The sequence below is a fragment of the Enterobacter cloacae complex sp. 372C4 genome, assembly GCF_050030615.1.
GTDB classification, from domain to species: domain Bacteria; phylum Pseudomonadota; class Gammaproteobacteria; order Enterobacterales; family Enterobacteriaceae; genus Enterobacter; species Enterobacter intestinihominis.
This window is the reverse complement of sequence record NZ_JBLGUQ010000001.1, coordinates 2,969,509-2,988,828: the sequence shown is the minus strand read 5'-3', so window position 1 is coordinate 2,988,828 and position 19,320 is coordinate 2,969,509. Positions and strand designations below refer to the sequence as shown.

The window sequence follows — 19,320 nt, the reverse complement described above, 5'->3', positions numbered from 1 at the left end:
GGCGGGGTTTCCCGCCTGTAATTATGCTGAGGCATTTAATGTTAGCCACGTCGTTCCATTCCAGACCCACATTACAGCTGGATCTGCCGGATATGATGGTGTAGATGTTCTGTTAGCAACCATTCCATTCACAAAACCACTAGTATTTGTGATAGTTGGTTTTCCTGATGACAAAACCCTTACATGTCTCCAGCCACAAAATGTTGGAAGTAGAGATGCTTGGTAACTACTAAACACAGAGCCACCTAAATATCCAGATTTCCCAGCAGCTACAGTTACAGCTAATCGATACGCCTTAGTCCAGTCGTTTGTAGGCGCTGAAACTCGATACAGCCTCCACCCTCCATGACTCATTCCGTAGTATTTGCTTACCTGGAAGAAAACCTGATTGGTATTATCCTGAGCCTCTAATGCTATTTGCAGTGGAGCGTCACCCCACCAGTAAAAGGCACCGCGGATAAAGTCCGTATTTGCCCTTGTAAGATTTGCTACGATTTTGCATTGAGCACTTGCATTTGTTACTCCAAACGCTCTACCACAACCAGATGGTTCAGTTACGTCAGTTTTTACAATTGCTTCAGATGGAATTAATTGAAGTTGATAGTCAAATGGAGCGCCAAGAACGCCGTCCAATAAAGACCAGTCCCCAGATGGACATAGGTTATTCCCAGAAATACTTATAGTATCTCCACCCTGGTTACCTGATGTTGCATCTGTACCGATGAGGTGAGACATGTGATCGATGGTGGAAACCCAACTACTATACTGGGCCCTTGCCCCAATAATGGTCCAGGGGCCTCTGACAAACCCATTGCCATTCACTTCTCCATAGAGACCAATTACCGTATTTCTTTGTGATGGATTGGCGCTATTGTCAAGCATGTAACCTTGTGTACCAGATACATCAACACCATTGAATGTATTTGAATTACCTTCGTAATTAAAGGACGGTCCAGAACCGGATCCGGTAATCAAAACCCCAGCGGAGACTAATTGCTCTATAGTGTTCTGATTGACAGACGAGTCCGATATATCAATTATGAATCGTCCGCCACCTGAGGTTGTTCCGGCCCTAACCCTGCTAAAGCTGTTCCAGTAAGATCCTCCACCCCAATTAATAAGGCCTGGGAGAGTAAATGACTGTGAACCCATCAAGGTTATATCACCACTAAAATCGATATTTATGAATTTGCAGAACTGGAACCCTCTGATAGTGAGACTCTTTCCTGACAAACCACTCACATTAATTGAGCGAACATGCGCAACAAGGAAATCCCCGTTAGGAATGCGGCCTACACAATCAACGTTACAGCGGATCACAAAGCGACCAGCAGAAGCGTGAATGCCAGTTAAATTAAGGTTATTAACCACATAGTCGCCAGGAGGAATATGGAGTGACTTTCTGTTCTTTCCATATTCAACTAACTGAGAATAATCCCCATTAGCATAATCTAAAGCCGCACATAGTTTTGCAGTAACGTCAGTTCCATCAGGGAATACTCCCCATCCGCGTACGTCTAAATCGTCACGCCAGCGGGAAATCTGTAACTCAGGATATTTAGTTGCGCCGTCAGGGTCTTCAAGCTGCTGCCTTAACTGGTCAGGTGAGTACTTCAGGAGGTCATTGAAGTAGAACTGCTGCGCGCCGTAAGCGTCATAGACTGCCATGCTGTAGTTATCAACGGTAACAAACTTAGCGATTTGTCCATTGTATACTGGATATCCGCCAGCGTTGATAATGAGAGGTTGAGGGACGGGTACATGGTTTCCATCTTCATTCTCAAGATATACCTGTATCTGGTTTGACGGAATAGTTGGGTCAGTATCAGGCTGACCAATATAGATTTTGCCGTTTGCTACTGCTTTGAAAGAGCGCGCCATCGTATACAACTGGCTGGGCATAGATACTACGACATTGGTAGTGATATCTGACATTTATTTTTGCTCCGGGCGCAGCAAAGCCGCACAAGCTAAAACTTGCGCAGCGTTGCGTTAAGGTCGGTTATAATTGGTTAAAAGAGTGGAGGATTTATGGAACGAGACTGGTTGAACTTTGCTTTCTTAATTTTCGGCATCTGTGTTGGTGTCGCCCTATTCACTTAGAGCTTCAGATTTCGCGCCCTGAGCAAATGAGTTAACAATGCGCTCGACGTCAGATAACGCTTTCTCGAAGGCGGTAGAGCCTCTAGGGGTATTTGCCAGGCGAAGCATCGCATTACGTGCTGGCTCGCTCTCATACATCCTTGCAAGCAATCCATACCCGCCACCAACGCCAATCAAAGCTGGATTTGTCACGGTGCCAATGCCCATAATGAATGGGATGGTCTGTTGGCCAGTTGGGGTGGTTACTCCAGCCTGCCCTGCCCTCTTCGTTGACTCCAGGTAGTTCTTCAGCCCTTTCAGATAAGCCGCATCACGACCTTTAAACGCGATTCCAGTCTGATTAGACATCAGGTTAACCTGTCGCAGGAACTGGTCAGGTGAGCCACCAGACTTTTCCATCGCCTTACCGATAATGCCGTTACGCATCTGAGCTCTACCTACTTGGCCTACAGAGTTGTAGAGGTTCTGCACCTCAGATTTGTTCTTACTGAAAAGCATGTTATTGACGACTTCAGGTGTCAGGTCACCTTTCATCAGAACATTCTTCAGGCGGGTATTCTGGAGTTTGCTTGCCTCATCTGCATATACAGCGTTGGCCTGTTTGTAGCGGCGTAGAGTGTCGTTCCCAAGGTTCTGACCAATGGAGCTATCAATGTCTCCAGTCATAGCCCTGTAGACGCGCTGAATAGCCGCATCTGAACGATTAGGCATAACTACGCGCTCACCCTTAACATCCTGTCTGAACTGACTCCGTAAGTTGCTCAATTGCTGCAAATCAACATTACCGCCAGCCAGCTCATCACGATATGCCTGGAGTTTGCTGATAGTGTCCGTGTCTGCGACCTTGCCAAGCTTCTGAAGGCTGGCTATCTCGTCATCAATCTGCTGGAGCGCTCTGGTAGGCTGTATTGTTACTCCAGTCATGGCGTTCTGGACTTGTTCAAGCCGATTGCCGGCTGCCTGTTTGATACCAGCAGTTTTGGATTTGAGGCTGCCAATTACTATGGACGGGTCATATTCACCAAATCGAGATGCATATTCATTCACCAGTTGGCTGCGAGCCTCCTGCTGATTTGCTCGCATGGAGCTTGTGCCGGCGAAAGGGATATTTTCCGCAGTTGTCTGAGCCATTCGTCCAATGCGGGAATTTGGCTGCAATACGTCTGTTGTATGAAGCGGAACATCCGCAGAATTGGCGAATCGGATCGCCTGCTGCGCTTCCGGAGAGATTGCGCCTTTTACTCCACGATATGCAGCGCCAGCAACTCGCCCAAGCTGATTAATAGCGCCACCCAATACAACACCAGTGCCAAGTTCTGTTGCCAGTGCTGAAGGGTTATTCTGTTCGCTATTCGCTGCCATAGAGCCTACTGCGTTCTCTGCCAGTAAGCGTGATGCTCCTTGCGCTACTCGACCGGCAATCGTCGGAGCTTGAGTGGCAATTCTCTCAGCACCTACAGGTGTCAGGTATGGCAATGCTTCGGCGAAGATTTTACCTTCCGTGGTCTGAGGGGTTAGCGCTCCCTGCTGAAGTCCTAAATCCTGTGCCAGCCCTTCCGTGGTTACACGCGGCGCTGGCATGGCATTTCAATGACAGCATTTATGGTTGGATGCTGGCAATAACAGCAATTCAGGATCTGGCTGTAGCGGCTTATATTTTCAGTTCGTGTAGAGCTCGTCATGCCTAACCCATTCGACGCATAACAAACCCGCACCCAGCGGGTTTATCTTTATCCGGAGTCCGTATGGAGATAACACTTCCTAAATGGCTAGGCCTTCTAGTCATGATCATCTTGCGCCCTGGAATTAGCTTCTTCTGTGCCACATACCTGATGGTTTATACCGATTTTAAAATTGACCACTTTGTTGCTGGACTTATCGCTTACAGGGCATGCATTGATGTAAGGGACACATACAGGATGGTGAGAGATGCACGCTAACCCAATTATCTGGCTCATTGTCGGAATTATGGCTCTGAGCGCTATCTCTTCACTCATTCACATGTCAGAGGGTCAACTATGGCTAAATTTTCTGTGGGCGCGTTAGTGCAGCTTAAGTCTGGAGGCATCAGAGGGATGGTTGAGAGCCAGATTGAGCCGGATAGCTACCATCCGAAAGTGTGGGTGCGTTGGGATGACGGCAACTACTCGGTGCATCACGAGCACGAACTTCGCGCGGCTACTGTTGATGAGCCTCGCGTGTATAAGAAATTAGCGTAAGGAGATGGGTGTGAAACTGATTGAGCTTAAACAGTTAATTGCGAAAAAATTGGGGATTGCATTGATCTCTATAGGAGCAGAAGACTTCAAAGCATATGGAGTTAGGTTTCATTATCTAGGTGCGACATACCGTGCAACTACAGACCTTGCCGTGGAGAAAGTTGATGCGGGGTGTTTGGTGGCAGACGAAGGCGCCAGGCATATTGAAAAGCTTATTCGAAATGAGGAGTGGGATGGCGAGGGGTTGCCTCCGGTGGGATGTGAGTGCGAAGGAAAGCAGCCCGCGCAGCTGAATTGGAATAAATTCAGAGTGGTCGCTATTGAAAATGGTCATGTTTTTGGATTCTGGAACGACAATGTTTCAACTGGACTTGATTCTAGGCAATGGGAATTCCGCCCTATCCGCTCAGAAGCAGATAAGAATCGAGATGCTTCCATACAAGAAATGATAGAACTGATCGACTCTCTTGTTGGTGAACGGGCAAATCCTGTACACGGTAAAAAAGCTGTCGCTGAGAAATTTTACGACGCCATAGCAGCCGGTAAGATTCCACACATCCGCATCGACTAGGCCGCCGCAATGGCGGTTTTTTATTGGAGATAGATAATGATAATCGGCATCCATATGGCATATCTCTACCTTAAGCGAGACCTCTATAAAGAGCTCATACCTGTAGGACTGTTTTTCTGGGCAGTCGAGATGTTTGGATGGATTGGGTTTATCTATGTGCTAGCAGGAAATTAACCATGGAATCACACAGCCTCACACTCGATGAGGCCTGTGCATTTCTCAAGATATCCAGACCTACCGACTGACAATTCTATAACCGGAGAATCCTGTGGAAGAAGAAATCTTCACTCGTGAGGAGGCTGCGTCATATCTGAAAGTCGACAAAGGGACCATCACGCAATGGATACGCAGCGGTCGACTTCAGGCAGCAAAAATAAATCCCAACAAACCTAAAAGCCCTTATCGCATTTGCAAGTCAGACTGCATTGCGGCGCTAAAGTCTGTGCGACACAATAGCGCAGTGAATGCGGTTGATGTGCAGGAGGAAAAAGCATGTCAATCAAACTACGCGGTGGCACGTGGCACTGTGACTTCGTCTCGCCAGATGGATCACGAGTTAGACGCTCTCTTGAAACCTCAGACAAGAGAGAAGCGCAGGAACTTCACGATCGTCTGAAGTCGGAAGCGTGGCGGGTAAAACAACTTGGGGAGTCGCCTAAGAAGCTATTCAAGGAGGCCTGCATAAGATGGCTCAGGGAGAAAGAGGATAAGAAGAGCCTGGATGATGACAAAAGCATCATTAAGTTCTGGTTACTGCATTTCAGAGAGACTGTTCTCGCTGACATCACAACAGACAAAATAATGGAGGCGGTAGACGGAATGGAAAACCGCCGCCATCGCCTGAACTGGGAAATGACCAGAGACAGGTGTTTAAGGCTATCGAAACCAGTTCCAGATTATATTCCAAAGCTCGCAACGAAAGGAACAAAGACTAGGCACTTGGCGATACTCAGGGCAATTCTGAATATGGCGGTGCAGTGGGGGTGGCTGGATAAAGCGCCGAAGATATCCACGCCCCGGGTGAAGAATGGCCGCATCCGCTGGCTGACGGAAGAAGAGTCGAAGCGTCTTTTTGCAGAGATAGCCCCTCACTTCTTCCCGGTCGTTATGTTTGCGGTCACCACTGGCCTTCGTCGCTCGAACGTAACCGACCTCGAATGGTCACAGGTCGACCTGGATAAGCGGATGGCATGGATGCACCCTGACGAAACTAAAGCCGGAAACGCCATCGGCGTTCCACTGAACGAAACAGCGGTAGGGATACTCAGGAAGCAGCAAGGTCTGCATAAGCGCTGGGTGTTCGTTCACACGACTCCCGGGTACAGAAGCGACGGAACCAAAACGGCAGCAGTCAGAAAAATGCGGACAGATAGCAATAAGGCATGGAAGGGAGCACTAAAGCGGGCAGGCATTAGCAATTTCCGCTTCCATGACCTCAGGCATACTTGGGCAAGCTGGCTTGTTCAGTCTGGTGTTTCACTTCTGGCGCTGAAGGAAATGGGTGGATGGGAGACGCTGGAAATGGTTCAACGATATGCCCATTTGTCTGCCGGACATCTTACTGAGCACGCGAGCAAAATTGATGCGATTATTGGTCGCAATGTCACAAATACGGCACAAGAGGAGAATGTGGTTTACTTGAATGTAAGGTAAGTAATTGAAATAACTGGTGCCGATAATAGGAGTCGAACCTACGACCTTCGCATTACGAATTATAAGAACTACCTTTTAACTCAATAACATACCCCGCCAACACTGCGCTCACACGTCCCATCTTGATAAAACATGCAAAGCCTTGCAAACCGATGCAAAGCTTTGCGTGTCCCATTTCTGTCTCACATCACCGGGCAGTCATCAAACTCACCCGTCCGAGCATCGTTGATGATGTACGTTATGACTCCAAACACTGGGCTCTCTACTCCTTCAAAGTGACCAGGTAACTTTTCCTTCCTGCCGTTCAGCGCGTTCTCAAGGTGAGGCTGAGGATATGTCCGGTAAATCTTCACCTTAAACTCGCCTTCCACCTCACAAACCAGCAAGGAGCCATCACATGGATTTAGTGACGAGTCGATGACAAGCAGCGCATCTTTCATGATGCCGCAGCGATAGATGGTCTCTGACGCCTTCATGTAATATGTAGCAGACGGCTTATGGATGAAGCGCTCATCAAGCGACAGGCGGTTCTCAACGTAATCAGCAGCCGGGCTCGGGAATCCCATAACTCACCTCCGATAGTTACTGTATATGCATGCAGTATTATCGATCGGCGGTATCGATCAATAGTCTTTGTGGTGCTACACTTCAGACCTTTCAGAATTCACTGATTTATATCATGTTAAAGTTATTCGCCAAGTACACATCAATAGGTGTCATCAACACGCTCATACATTGGGTCGTGTTCGCCGTTTGCATTTACGCATTCCATACAGGTCAGGCACTTGGCAACTTCGCCGGATTCGTCGTGGCAGTGTCTTTCAGCTTCTTTGCAAACGCCAGGTTCACGTTTAAGTCCTCGACTACCACCATGCGCTACATGCTTTACGTAGGATTCATGGGATCACTGAGCGCGATTGTTGGATGGTGCGCTGATAGGTCTGGCATGGCTCCAATCGTGACTCTCATTCTCTTCTCCGCAATCAGTCTGGTGTGCGGGTTTATCTATTCAAAGTTCATTGTCTTTAGGGATGCGAAATGAAAATTTCTCTGGTCGTTCCGGTATTTAATGAAGAAGAAGCAATTCCTATCTTCTATAAAACCGTTCGGGAATTTGAAGGGCTTCAGCAGCATGAAGTTGAGATAGTCTTCATAAATGACGGTAGCAAAGACGCCACAGAATCAATTATTAACGCGCTTGCCATTGCAGATCCGCTTGTTGTGCCGCTGTCGTTCACTCGCAACTTTGGGAAAGAGCCAGCTCTATTCGCCGGGCTTGACCATGCGACCGGTGAAGCGATTATCCCGATTGACGTTGACCTACAAGACCCTATCGAAGTTATTCCTCACCTGATAGAGAAATGGCAGTCCGGCGCAGATATGGTGCTGGCTAAGCGCTCTGACCGCTCCACTGACAGCCGGCTAAAGCGTAAATCAGCTGAGTGGTTCTATAAACTTCATAACAAAATCAGCAACCCGCAGATCGAAGAAAACGTTGGCGACTTCCGCCTTATGTCCCGCGAGGTGGTGGAAAACATTAAGCTCATGCCAGAACGAAACCTGTTCATGAAGGGCGTATTGAGCTGGGTTGGTGGCCGCACAGATGTTGTTGAATATGCGCGCGCAGAACGCGTTGCAGGAAGCACAAAATTCAACGGATGGAAACTCTGGAACCTTGCCCTTGAGGGGATTACCAGCTTCTCTACCTTCCCGCTGCGCATGTGGACTTACATCGGTCTCTTTGTTGCCGGTGCAGCCTTCCTTTATGGTGCATGGATGATATTTGACACGATTGCATTCGGTAACGCCGTGCGTGGTTATCCATCTTTACTGGTTTCTATCCTGTTTCTTGGAGGCATCCAGCTAATCGGTATCGGCGTCCTGGGTGAATACATCGGAAGAATTTATGTCGAGGTTAAGCAGCGTCCTCGTTATATTTTGAAGGGTAATAAGTAATGCATCTTAACAAAAAAGATTTCACTATTTACTTCAGCGCCGCCTTTGTATTTTTCTTACCTTTAATGATGGCTGGTGTTTACTATAGGGATGACCTAGACAGGGCCACAACTGGTTACTTTGGGTGGAGTGCACTCGGCAGGCCTTTTGCTGACCTGATCTTGGTATTGATTTCTTCATCATCCACGCATGCTGTCGATTTATTCCCATTATCAATAGTATACACATCTGTATTTATTGCATTAGCCGCTTACTTCCTTGGTTGCCATCTTAAAAGAAGTGGTGAGGTTAATTATCGCCTGATATCGGCAATGATTATCTTCAATCCATTTTATTTACAAAATGTTGCTTATCGATTTGATAGCATCGGAATGTCACTTGCATTTGCATTAAGTGTTTTTTCATTTTGTTTTTTTAGTAAGAGCATTGCAATAAAGTATACTGTATCAGTTATCTCGTTGATACTGGCGCTAAGCACATATCAAACGTGCACGAATGTGTTCATAGCTTTAATAGGCTTTGAAGTTCTTATTTCATTGAAGAATAGAGCTTATACTGACGTTTTCAAAATTGTAGCAAGCAGGTGCTTGGTGTTTGTAACTGCATATGCAGTGTATCTGATAAGCATTTCAAAGATATTCGCCAGCGGAAATTCAAGAGCAGAAACCATTTCCATTGGTGAAATAGGTTTACTAGGTAACACTCTATCAAGGTTAAATCATTTTGTGTTATCTTATTTTGAAGGTTTAAATCTTATTTACTTCGCAATCGCATTATTGCTCGGGATAGTAGTTTATTTTACCAAGAACATTAAAACTGGTGCATTTAAAATAACGTTATCAATCTTTATTGTGTTCTTGTCTCTGTACGTATCACTTTTAGGTCCAGCGGTTCTTCTTAAAAACGCACCTATCGCACCACGCACCCTTGTTAGCTTTAGCATGATATTTGTTGTAATAACATATATGTTGAGCCACATAAATATTACAAGATTCATTGCTTTCTTGCCCGTGATATCCGTTTTCGCTTTTACCGCAAATGTTGCTAATGCAATGAAACTTCAAAGAGATTACGAGCAAGTTGTTTTTTCTGCCGTTAAAAGTGACCTGCGCAACATTAATGATATCAAAGATGTCCGGTTCGTTGGCACTGTCAACTACAGCCCTATGACATCTAGAATTGTTAGTGGTCGGAAGGTATACGAACCTTTTGTCAGCAGAGCTTCAGAATGGATTGCTGCATTTCAGCTTAATGAAATGGGGGTTAAAAACGTCTATCTTGGTTATGGCAAGGATCGTTACAACAGAGAGTTATTACGATCAATGAAAAGCAAACCGTTCGAAAAGAATGATGATTACTCCATCTTTTTTGATGGAGCGACCGCTGTCATAGTGTTAGGTAATGGCCGCTAACGCGGCCATTTTTTTAAGATGCAACATTTATCGATGAATATGCTCCTGAGCCTTTGTGCACCCATGCGTATGTTGGGTCTGTAGGTGGGTTTACCGGAGAACTTCTGTAGTATATAAAACCAACTGGGGCTCCACTGTACGTTGGAGCAGTATTATGCTTCCCTTTAGATTTATCCCAACCACAAAAAACAGGGAGGTGCGAGGCATTGTAAGGCGAAAATGTGCTTGCTCCGAGAAGGCCTGTTTTACCCAAGCCAACTACTATCCTCAATCTGTACGTTTTTGTCTTATCGTTAGTTGGCGCAGATACTTTATACAGACGCCAGTTATTACTAACAACAAAATACTTTGTTACATCCATGAAGTATGCGTTTGTACCATCGGTGGCCTCAACAGATATCTGTACTGGATCGTCCCCCCTGAAGTAGAAGGCTCCTCGTATGTAACCAGTGGTTGTTTTTGTCAACGTTACAGTCAAACTTGATTGCTGTGTTGCAGATGAGAATCCGTAATATCTCCCACAGCCAGAAGGTTCATTTGTATCATTTCCCAAAAGAGCCACGTCACCAAGAGAAGCATAATCTACAGGATAACCACCGTTTGTTATGGTGCTCCAATCCCCGCTTGGGCAAAGATTATTTATGGATGCCGACAGGAAATCTCCACCCTGCTGGTTGCTGTTGTATTCTGAAAAAATCATGTGATTCATATGGCTCATGGTTGACGCTGCATTACCAAACTGAATCCTATATCCCATGATTTGCCAGTTGCCTGTGATTCTGCCATTCCCAACAACTTCCGAATAAAGACCCATAACTATATTTGACTGATTAGATACAGTTGTGTTTTCCAAAGCAAATGTTGATGACCCTGCCGTATCAAGACCGATAAATATGTTTTGATGGCAATCAATCAGGCCAGTATTACCATTATTTGTTAAAAGTATCCCTCCTCCCGCATACTGCGTAAATGTATTCTGATTCACTGCCCCGTCTGAAACATCGAGAATTAACTTGCCACCACCTGCTGACGTTCCAGCTCGAAGTCTATCAAAATTATTCCAGTACGATCCGCCTCCCCATGCAATTAATCCTGGCAATGAGAAGCTATCTGAACCCATGGTAGTGATATTTCCGCTAAAATCGATGTTTACAAAATTGCAGAACTGGAACCCTCTGATAGTGAGACTCTTTCCTGACAAACCACTCACATTAATTGAGCGAACATGCGCAACAAGGAAATCCCCGTTAGGAATGCGGCCTACACAATCAACGTTACAGCGGATCACAAAGCGACCAGCAGAAGCGTGAATGCCAGTTAAATTAAGGTTATTAACCACATAGTCGCCAGGAGGAATATGGAGTGACTTTCTGTTCTTTCCATATTCAACTAACTGAGAATAATCCCCGTTAGCATAATCTAAAGCTGCACACAGTTTTGCAGTAACGTCAGTTCCATCAGGAAATACTCCCCATCCGCGTACGTCTAAATCGTCACGCCAGCGGGAAATCTGTAACTCAGGATATTTAGTCGCGCCGTCAGGGTCTTCAAGCTGCTGCCTTAACTGGTCAGGTGAGTACTTCAGGAGGTCATTGAAGTAGAACTGCTGCGCGCCGTAAGCGTCATAGACTGCCATGCTGTAGTTATCAACGGTAACAAACTTAGCGATTTGTCCATTGTAGACTGGATATCCGCCAGCGTTGATAATGAGAGGTTGAGGCACGGGTACATGGCTTCCATCTTCATTCTCAAGATATACCTGTATCTGGTTTGACGGAATAGTTGGGTCAGTATCAGGCTGACCAATATAGATTTTGCCGTTTGCTACTGCTTTGAAAGAGCGCGCCATCGTATACAACTGGCTGGGCATAGATACTACGACATTGGTAGTGATATCTGACATTTATTTTTGCTCCGGGCGCAGCAAAGCCGCACAAGCTAAAACTTGCGCAGCGTTGCGTTAAGGTCGGTTATAATTGGTTAAAAGAGTGGAGGGTTTATGGAACGAGACTGGTTGAATTTTGCTTTCTTAATCTTCGGCATCTGTGTAGGAGTCGCCCTATTCACTTAATGCCTCAGATTTCGCACCCTGGGCGAATGAGTTAACTACTCGCTCAACATCAGATAACGCTTTTTCAAAGGCTGTTGAGCCTCTTGGAGTGTTAGCCAGGCGAAGCATTGCATTACGTGCCGGCTCGCTCTCATACATTCTTGCAAGAAGACCATAACCACCACCAACGCCAATCAAAGCCGGATTCGTCACGGTGCCAATGCCCATTATGAATGGGATGGTCTGTTGACCTGTCGGAGTAGTTACCCCAGCCTGACCTGCTCGCTTCGTTGACTCAAGATAGTTCTTAAGCCCTTTCAGATATGCTGCATCACGCCCTTTGAACGCGATTCCCGTCTGGTTAGACATCAGGTTAACCTGTCTCAGGAACTGGTCAGGCGAACCACCAGATTTCTCCATCGCCTTCCCGATAATTCCGTTACGCATCTGAGCTCGACCTACCAGGCCGACAGAGTTGTAGAGATTCTGGACCTCAGACTTGTTCTTACTGAAAAGCATGTTGTTTACGACCTCTGGCGTCAGGTCACCTTTCATCAGAGCGTTCTTCAGACGCGTATTCTGGAGTTTGCTTGCCTCGTCGGCGTACACAGCATTAGCCTGCTTGTAGCGACGCAATGTATCGTTTCCAAGGTTCTGACCAATAGAACTATCAATGTCTCCGGTCATCGCCCTGTAAACGCGCTGAATAGCCGCATCTGAGCGATTAGGCATAACGACGCGCTCACCCTTAACATCCTGTCTGAATTGACTCCGTAAGTTGCTCAATTGCTGCAAATCAACATTACCGCCAGCCAGTTCATCACGATATGCCTGGAGCTTGCTGATGGTATCCGTGTCTGCGACCTTGCCAAGCTTCTGAAGGCTGGCTATCTCGTCATCAATCTGCTGTAGCGCTCTGGTAGGCTGTATTGTTACTCCAGTCATGGCGTTCTGAACTTGTTCAAGCCGATTGCCGGCTGCCTGTTTGATACCAGCAGTTTTGGATTTGAGGCTGCCAATTACTATGGACGGGTCATACTCTCCAAAGCGAGATGCGTATTCATTCACCAGTTGGCTGCGCGCTTCCTGTTGATTGGCTCGCATAGTGCTTGTGCCAGCAAATGGAATATTCTCCGCTGTTGTTTGTGCCATTCGTCCAACGCGGGAATTTGGCTGCAATACGTCTGTTGTATGAAGCGGAACATCGGCAGAATTGGCGAATCGGATCGCCTGCTGTGCTTCTGGAGAGATTGCACCCTTTACACCACGATATGCAGCTCCAGCAACGCGCCCAAGCTGATTAATAGCGCCGCCTAATACGACTCCAGTGCCAAGGTCGGTAGCCAGTGCTGAGGGGTCATTCTGTTCGCTATTCGCAGCCATCGAGCCTACTGCGTTTTCTGCCAGTAAGCGTGATGCTCCTTGCGCTACTCGACCGGCAATCGTCGGAGCTTGAGTGGCAATTCTCTCAGCACCTACAGGTGTCAGGTATGGCAATGCTTCGGCGAAGATTTTACCTTCCGTGGTCTGAGGGGTTAGCGCTCCCTGCTGAAGTCCTAAATCCTGTGCCAGCCCTTCCGTGGTTACACGCGGCGCTGGCTGGTATGTGCCATCACCTAATCCCAGCTTATTGCCAGCCCATGCCCCTGCGCTCGCTACAGCATCAGCCATTGATGCAGGGATGTTGGCCAGGTTCACGCCCGCCTGAAGCAATCCGCGACCTGTTTCTGCTGCCGCATTACCGAGGTCAGACAGGAATCCTCCTTGTTGCTGCTGTTGCGATGAGTCCTGCGGCTGACCTGATGCTTGGGTTTGCTGTTGTGGCTGCGATGCTGTTGATTGACCAGCAAAATACTCATCAATTGCTGCACCGATATCATCCGTGCTCGTCCCGTCAGGGAAAGTGAATGTCTTGCCATTAGCTGTAACTTTCATCATTCCACCGTAAATTGAATTCCTGACTTAGAAGTATGCGTTGCTGCCTGCTTAGGCTGCTGAGATGGTTGCCCTGTTGCTGCTGGCGTAGCCATATCTATTGGGTTATTAGCCATGTAGCGTTTTACAGCAGAGCCAAGCGACTCTCCTTTCTTAACATCCATTCCAAGAATTTGGCCGCCATTGCGCGACTGACCTGGATTGCCGTTAGCGCTCATCCATTCAGATTTAAACTCATTAAACTGGGCATTGCGTCGTTCAAGTCGTGCGTTTGCATCAAGCCAGTTAGCAACTATATCTGGATCGTCCCATGACGAAGGCGCTCCCTCACGGGCAAGGTTCACATCACGGTCAGTTGCAGGACCAGGAGGAAGATACTTAAGCACCTGGGAGTTGATAATTGCATTTTGACGTATGCGCAGGTCTCGCAATGCCGTCTCACTTCCTGTTAGTTTTGCAAACATATTGTTAGCATTACCAAACAGGCCCGTTGTAGGCTTCTCCTGCCTGAACTGCTGAGCTAACGCACTCATGGAATCAGCTGAATTTGATGAGGCGGTGGCATTATTCACAGCTGTTTCAATGCCCTTTTCCATGTTTACTGAAAGCTTTGGCGCTTCGGAAATTAACTGCTGAGCCTTTTCTTGTGCCTGCTGAACTTTAAGACCAAATTCTTGTTGGTCAAGAGCAAGCCTCTGCGCAGCTAGGTTATGCCCAGTCATTGCCGATGAGTAGGACATATTTTGTCCACGTCTAGTGTTTTCCTCCGAAGCTTGGTTGCTCCTGATTTGCTCAGCTAGCTTCCCTCTGTCAATTTCTTGTCCTGCTATTTTGTCCTGCGCGTTGAAGTAATCAACCGGTCCAAGCGCAGCCATTCCCAAGTGATCAGCAAACTCTCCAAACTGTTGCGGGTTTTGCTGGTAAGCCTGAGCCACCTCGGCAGGATCCAAACCTGAGCGCTGTAGGTCTGAGGCATTATTCTTAAGCCATGCATTCATTGCTTCAGGAGATGATGCTGCAAGCCTCGCACCTGCTGCCAAATTTCCCACTGTTGCACGCTGGTCTTCATCGACAAATTTCATGCCGTTACGAACAGCTTCCACCTGGTCTGGGAATTGTGCTGCAAGCTGACGCATAGCATTGCGATCACCTGATGCGTAGGCCTGGCCATAAGCCTGCTGGAATTGCTGCTTTCGCTGGGCCTGTTCCTGATGCTTGTAGATATCCATCACTGAGCCAATGCCCTGCAATGCCTGCAAGCCAATGTTGTTACGGCCTGAGCGTTCGTCTTCATTGTTCTGACGAATGAAGGCGAGAGCGGCGTTTGCATCACTGGCTTGTGGTGCGTTTGTGTTTACCCCGCCAAGACTTGCCAGCAACCCGCCCGGGTTACCTGACTGCTGCCATGTAGCCATGATTTCCCCTTAGAAAAGTGAACCAAGCGCGCCAATACCCGCACCAATTGCCGTGCCCCAGCCAGGCATGATTGATGTTCCGATTGCTGCGCCTGATGCCGCTCCACCAAGTGCTGTTTGCAAACCTGAAGGGCGGTTGGCATTGGCTGCCGCTGCGTTAGCCTGCTGCTGATATAACTGGCTGGCGTTGTTGGCGTAGTTCTGTCCTGCCGTAGCCTGACCGGTAAGCGCACCGAGGCCAATATTTGCTAGGTTCTGGTAGTTATTCATCTGACCTGAAAGCCAGTTCTGACCGAGCGTGGGTGCGATCGTGGCTAGCTGATTGCTTGTTGCGGTAGAACCCAGTCCGCCAGTTGCTTCGGCTGCGTTAAGACTTTGATAGCGAGCCTGGTTAGCGAGGTCTTTATATTGCTGTGAGCCATAGTAACTATTCAAAGCTGACTGCTGGCCTTGCAACGTTGATAGCCCCTGAAGTTGATTAACGTACTGTTCAGCGAGTGGCGTGAACGGCGCGAGGTTCTGCATGTTCGTTTGCCACATTTCACGCTGTAGCTCGATTCCCTTTTTCGTAGCATCGGCCTGTGCGCCAGCGCCGTTATCACCACCTTTCTGATACACCGCTTTATTGAGGTGCTTATTGGCAATTTGATGAATTAGCATTTAATAGCTCCTCATATTTCGAGCGAGGTAATTGATAGAGGGTGATTCCGACAGGTTTCCCATTGCTCATGTACGCATCATCGAGATGACCAATGCGAGTGGCACCAAGCAGGCGTATTAGCGCACGTCCGTATTTTGTAGTGTCTGGAACCATGGTAACGCTGTTCAGGAATGGGGAATTATCGAGAAGCCATTTGCAGAATAACCGGTGACCACTGAGGGCGTATTCACCACGAAAGCCAGGAGAGTAGATGGCGTGACATTCAACAACGCTGTGCCAGAAGTTACGCACTTCATGAACGCCAGCCAGCAGAACGCCTTCGTAGATGCCGAGGTATACTGCATCGGGCTTGATGAAGTACTTTTCCCCACTATCGACGATGTTTCCTGTGTTTTCTGGGTTATTGAGAAATTCTGCAAGCTTCACCGGATTATCGATGAGCTTTATGTGCATTATGCGTTTATCAACCCGTGACCGGATGTTGCTCCTACTGCGGTTTGCATCGCTACAGCCCACTGCCTAATTTGCTGTAGACCAGTTGCTATGGCCTGAATCTCTGACTGCGTGTACGTGGCGCTGACGGTGTACGTCGTGCTTCCATTTATCCCGGCTTTAGATGCGGTGCCTGTTGATGCTGTCCAGCCTGTGTTGCGCGCGCCGACAACCTTAGTTCCGCCGACAGAGTAAGAGGTCGATACGTTCAAAGGGGATGCCAGTGTTTGCGATGCCGCAGTGGTTTTTGAAACGTAGTCGCCTTGCAGGGTGGTTATATTTCCCTCTGCCGTGGTAACTCGTGTGGTTAGCGATGATACGTTTGTTTGCAGGGTAGAAACATCAGCCTGTATGGTGGTAATGTTGCCTTCCGCTGTGCTGACGCGAAGCGTTAAAGATGTGATAGCAGACGTGTTACTTGAAATCCTAATTTCATGATCATCGACTTCTACACGTAACGCTGAAATTCTGCTTTCATGATCCGCCAGAGTCACATCCTGCTGCTCGTTCTTTACCGTTGCCTCATAAGCAAGCTCTCCAGCATTGTTAGCGGCGTTGGCGATGCTGAGCATGTCGGTGTTTTGCTGGATAATGTAGAGGCGATACGGTTGGCTGAATGTGTTGGGAAGGATTGAAGAGTCAACGCGACGCGATTGCACGTTAACCTTTTGCGGTTCATCTGCCATCACTCTATCCTTACCTGGCACCCGCTAAGCGTAACGGGCGATGAGGTTATAATTCGTATCTTGAATCCGATGTTCTTGCGGATGCGACCGAGTCGTTTCCAGATAGCTCGCTGGTCATACTGGAATGGCGCATTCCAGGGAATCATCTGTTCACGGCCGTAGTTAACCCCGTCAGTGGTTGCCGAGATAAACATGCGCTCTGCGAACTGTGATACTCCTGTACTGGATTCAAGTTCGAAGTCGAATACTCTGGCGTTATCTGCCTTGAATAGCGGCGTGTAAAGCAAGTGCTCCTGCTGCTCTGTGTACTGGCTGGAAATTGACTTATCCATCACGCCAAGCTGACCGGCTATCTTGTCGCCACAGGTTATTGTGTTGCCCTCATACACCAGGTCTACAGCACGATAAACGTCGTCGTTGAAACCCGTTTTGAGAATTGCCCACTGCGCCCCACCCTGATTGACTGATCCGTCATAAACCATCACATGCCGTGGCAGGTGAATAAGCAGAAGCTCATGTGCTTCGAATCGCGTTGTTTCCATGTAAGCGGAAGCCAACTCGTCAGCGCTGTAACTCTGGAGAATTTTCTCTACAGTTGATGTAGCTATCTGCTGCACAGCGCCAGAGTTAATCAGATATACCGAGGGCGCTCCGGTTGCTGGGTGGCTGATGATTGCATGGGTGTCGGCGTATTTCGTTTTGCAGTAAGTGCCAGCAATCCCCTTCTGCACCATCATTGACGGTTGAGACTGATAAATAGCTACGCCAACAGCAGATGCATTACCTGTGAGGTTGAAATACTCAATCGTCGACGTACCAAAGCACACAACAAAGTCTCGCCAGTTATCTATGCCGATGATTCCGTCAGGCTGGCTCTCTGCCCGGTATTCAGCAGCGTAACGGTCGGGCTTGGACTCGTCCTCAAGGTCACTCACGAAGAATGAGTCAGTTCCGTCTTTGCTCCAGATGTATCGAGAGCGATTTCGACACATATCCCGCAAACTGCCGAGCTCATACTGGACATATCCGGTGGATGCAGCCCAGTTTGACAGCGTTTTCACCGTGCCATCATAGCGGAATAGCGTCATCGTTCCGTTAGCACCAACCGCCTGGCTGTTATAACTGCATGCCAGACTAACCCTGGCTAAGCCAGTTACACTACCTTCAATCTGTCCGCTTTTGTATAACTTGCCGCCGCATACCCGATACACAGCATTCTCATGCGTGTTATACATTGCGCCGCGGCTAACTCCGGCGACATCCTGAAGCTTCTTAATGCCCGGGAAAGAACGCAGATAACCGTTAGAGTTGAGCACCTCTTTCGGAGTTGCCAGCATGTTCACCGGCAGGAAATCAACATAATCGGCATTGGTGAAGTCTTTGCCGACTCCCTTCATCAATGGAAGCTGCTGAACTGGCATTATTCGCTCCCGTTATCGCATGGGCCCTTGCGCCGGTAGAAGTTCCAGCCGTTATAGGTGGCAAGCCTGTTACCACTACCAACAGGCATTCGGTTTGGATAACCGGACTTACATTTGGCGTTGCTTGCGCGTGACATAGCAGAAAGCTTAATGAGGCGCTCTTTGCCATATCTCGCAGTGGTGATTAATTTTGCTGTTGGCTCTACCGCGTAGTCAGGTGCAATCCTCACTGCAAGGTTGTGAAATACTGCACTGAGATTCCCTGTCGTGAGCCCGTGGGCGTCGCCTGGGTCTGGGGCAACATCATCGGCAGAGAAGATGTAACCTGCGTCGATTCCCGGCGTGTCATCGCTACCTTCAAACCACTCAGCCATCATCATTTCGAGGTCGTTGACACCGTCTTCCATGGACTGAGGTTCGACATCTGTTAGCGTGGCATTTGAGGCGACGCCCAACTTACGTAACGCAGCGAGAACGAGATCGCCTTTAGTCGTGAGATTCATCTGTTGCCGCCTTAGGTTTGCGACCTGGCTTTTTGCGCTCTTTCTTCTCAGGCTCAGCGCTATCTTTCAGAAGGTCGTCAGGATGAGAAACCCAGCCGGCATCGAGATATTCCTGAAGGTCTTCATCACTTACGATTTCGTAGTCGTAACCAACGCCTTTCCATTTCTTGCTGTCACCGTGGCGATAAACCATGTTAGACATTGCTTTTCTCCAAGGAAGAAAGGGGCCGAAGCCCCTTTTGA

General features: G+C 47.9%; 18 protein-coding genes and 1 pseudogene. 7 read left to right on the top strand and 12 right to left on the bottom strand.

The annotated features are described in order from the left end of the window. Positions 1-21: 21 nt before the first annotated feature. A complete protein-coding gene (locus ACQG11_RS14470) occupies positions 22-1,935 on the bottom strand; it encodes a phage head-binding domain-containing protein (protein ID WP_426728490.1) in 1,914 nt (637 codons plus the stop codon). Between the two features lie 156 nt (positions 1,936-2,091). Then, a pseudogene (locus ACQG11_RS14465) lies at positions 2,092-3,681 on the bottom strand (lytic transglycosylase domain-containing protein); the annotation flags it as partial. Positions 3,682-4,121: 440 nt separating this feature from the next. Between ACQG11_RS14465 and ACQG11_RS14460 the strand changes: the two are divergent. The 4 genes from ACQG11_RS14460 (at position 4,122) to ACQG11_RS14445 (ending at position 6,546) form a co-directional block, all read left to right on the top strand. Continuing rightward, a complete protein-coding gene (locus tag ACQG11_RS14460) occupies positions 4,122-4,322 on the top strand; it encodes a hypothetical protein (RefSeq protein ID WP_426728489.1) in 201 nt (66 codons plus the stop codon). A gap of 10 nt (positions 4,323-4,332) precedes the next feature. Then, positions 4,333-4,893, top strand: a complete 561-nt coding sequence (locus ACQG11_RS14455; protein ID WP_426728488.1) for a hypothetical protein — start codon at positions 4,333-4,335, stop codon at positions 4,891-4,893. A 268-nt stretch (positions 4,894-5,161) separates the two neighbouring features. Next, on the top strand, positions 5,162-5,509 hold the full coding sequence (locus tag ACQG11_RS14450) for a helix-turn-helix domain-containing protein (protein ID WP_260472324.1): 348 nt from the start codon (positions 5,162-5,164) through the stop codon (positions 5,507-5,509). Continuing rightward, positions 5,392-6,546, top strand: coding sequence for a site-specific integrase (locus ACQG11_RS14445; RefSeq protein ID WP_426728899.1), 1,155 nt, complete (start codon positions 5,392-5,394; stop codon positions 6,544-6,546). The genes ACQG11_RS14450 and ACQG11_RS14445 overlap by 118 nt, the downstream gene beginning before the upstream one ends. Before the next feature lie 182 nt (positions 6,547-6,728). On the opposite strand, the gene ACQG11_RS14440 is transcribed toward ACQG11_RS14445, so the two are convergent. Continuing rightward, positions 6,729-7,112 carry a S24 family peptidase gene (locus ACQG11_RS14440; protein WP_426728487.1) on the bottom strand — a complete coding sequence of 128 codons (384 nt, stop codon included), beginning with the start codon at positions 7,110-7,112 and terminating at the stop codon, positions 6,729-6,731. A gap of 113 nt (positions 7,113-7,225) precedes the next feature. Here ACQG11_RS14440 and ACQG11_RS14435 point away from each other — a divergent pair, with 113 nt between their 5' ends. From ACQG11_RS14435 to ACQG11_RS14425, 3 genes are read left to right on the top strand one after another with little or no spacing between them, the layout of a single operon-like run. Then, positions 7,226-7,588 (top strand): GtrA family protein, encoded by a 363-nt coding sequence (locus ACQG11_RS14435; RefSeq protein WP_032667364.1) that lies wholly within the window; start codon positions 7,226-7,228, stop codon positions 7,586-7,588. Beyond that, positions 7,585-8,502, top strand: coding sequence for a glycosyltransferase family 2 protein (locus ACQG11_RS14430; RefSeq protein WP_426728486.1), 918 nt, complete (start codon positions 7,585-7,587; stop codon positions 8,500-8,502). The genes ACQG11_RS14435 and ACQG11_RS14430 overlap by 4 nt, the downstream gene beginning before the upstream one ends. Continuing rightward, entirely contained in the window at positions 8,502-9,914 is a 1,413-nt protein-coding gene (locus ACQG11_RS14425; protein WP_426728485.1) for a glucosyltransferase domain-containing protein, read from the top strand. The genes ACQG11_RS14430 and ACQG11_RS14425 overlap by 1 nt, the downstream gene beginning before the upstream one ends. 13 nt (positions 9,915-9,927) lie before the next feature. Here the strand turns inward: ACQG11_RS14425 and ACQG11_RS14420 are convergent, their stop codons facing one another. The 9 genes from ACQG11_RS14420 to ACQG11_RS14380 all read right to left on the bottom strand — a co-directional run bounded on the left by ACQG11_RS14420 (position 9,928) and on the right by ACQG11_RS14380 (position 19,279). Continuing rightward, complete coding sequence (locus ACQG11_RS14420) at positions 9,928-11,817, bottom strand: phage head-binding domain-containing protein (RefSeq protein ID WP_426728484.1); 1,890 nt, start codon at positions 11,815-11,817, stop codon at positions 9,928-9,930. A gap of 156 nt (positions 11,818-11,973) precedes the next feature. Then, positions 11,974-13,899 carry a lytic transglycosylase domain-containing protein gene (locus ACQG11_RS14415; RefSeq protein ID WP_426728898.1) on the bottom strand — a complete coding sequence of 642 codons (1,926 nt, stop codon included), beginning with the start codon at positions 13,897-13,899 and terminating at the stop codon, positions 11,974-11,976. Further along, a complete protein-coding gene (locus tag ACQG11_RS14410) occupies positions 13,899-15,314 on the bottom strand; it encodes a phage DNA ejection protein (RefSeq protein ID WP_426728483.1) in 1,416 nt (471 codons plus the stop codon). The genes ACQG11_RS14415 and ACQG11_RS14410 overlap by 1 nt, the downstream gene beginning before the upstream one ends. A gap of 9 nt (positions 15,315-15,323) precedes the next feature. Beyond that, positions 15,324-15,974 (bottom strand): DNA transfer protein, encoded by a 651-nt coding sequence (locus ACQG11_RS14405; protein WP_426728482.1) that lies wholly within the window; start codon positions 15,972-15,974, stop codon positions 15,324-15,326. Then, complete coding sequence (locus ACQG11_RS14400; protein WP_070134167.1) at positions 15,949-16,428, bottom strand: DUF2824 family protein; 480 nt, start codon at positions 16,426-16,428, stop codon at positions 15,949-15,951. The genes ACQG11_RS14405 and ACQG11_RS14400 overlap by 26 nt, the downstream gene beginning before the upstream one ends. After that, positions 16,428-17,153 carry a phage tail protein gene (locus tag ACQG11_RS14395; protein WP_426728481.1) on the bottom strand — a complete coding sequence of 242 codons (726 nt, stop codon included), beginning with the start codon at positions 17,151-17,153 and terminating at the stop codon, positions 16,428-16,430. Before ACQG11_RS14395 ends, ACQG11_RS14400 begins: the two co-directional genes overlap by 1 nt. Next, positions 17,153-18,574 carry a packaged DNA stabilization protein gene (locus tag ACQG11_RS14390; protein WP_426728480.1) on the bottom strand — a complete coding sequence of 474 codons (1,422 nt, stop codon included), beginning with the start codon at positions 18,572-18,574 and terminating at the stop codon, positions 17,153-17,155. Before ACQG11_RS14390 ends, ACQG11_RS14395 begins: the two co-directional genes overlap by 1 nt. After that, a complete protein-coding gene (locus ACQG11_RS14385; protein ID WP_426728479.1) occupies positions 18,574-19,077 on the bottom strand; it encodes a packaged DNA stabilization gp4 family protein in 504 nt (167 codons plus the stop codon). Before ACQG11_RS14385 ends, ACQG11_RS14390 begins: the two co-directional genes overlap by 1 nt. After that, complete coding sequence (locus ACQG11_RS14380; protein WP_426728478.1) at positions 19,061-19,279, bottom strand: hypothetical protein; 219 nt, start codon at positions 19,277-19,279, stop codon at positions 19,061-19,063. The genes ACQG11_RS14385 and ACQG11_RS14380 overlap by 17 nt, the downstream gene beginning before the upstream one ends. Positions 19,280-19,320 lie beyond the last annotated feature (41 nt).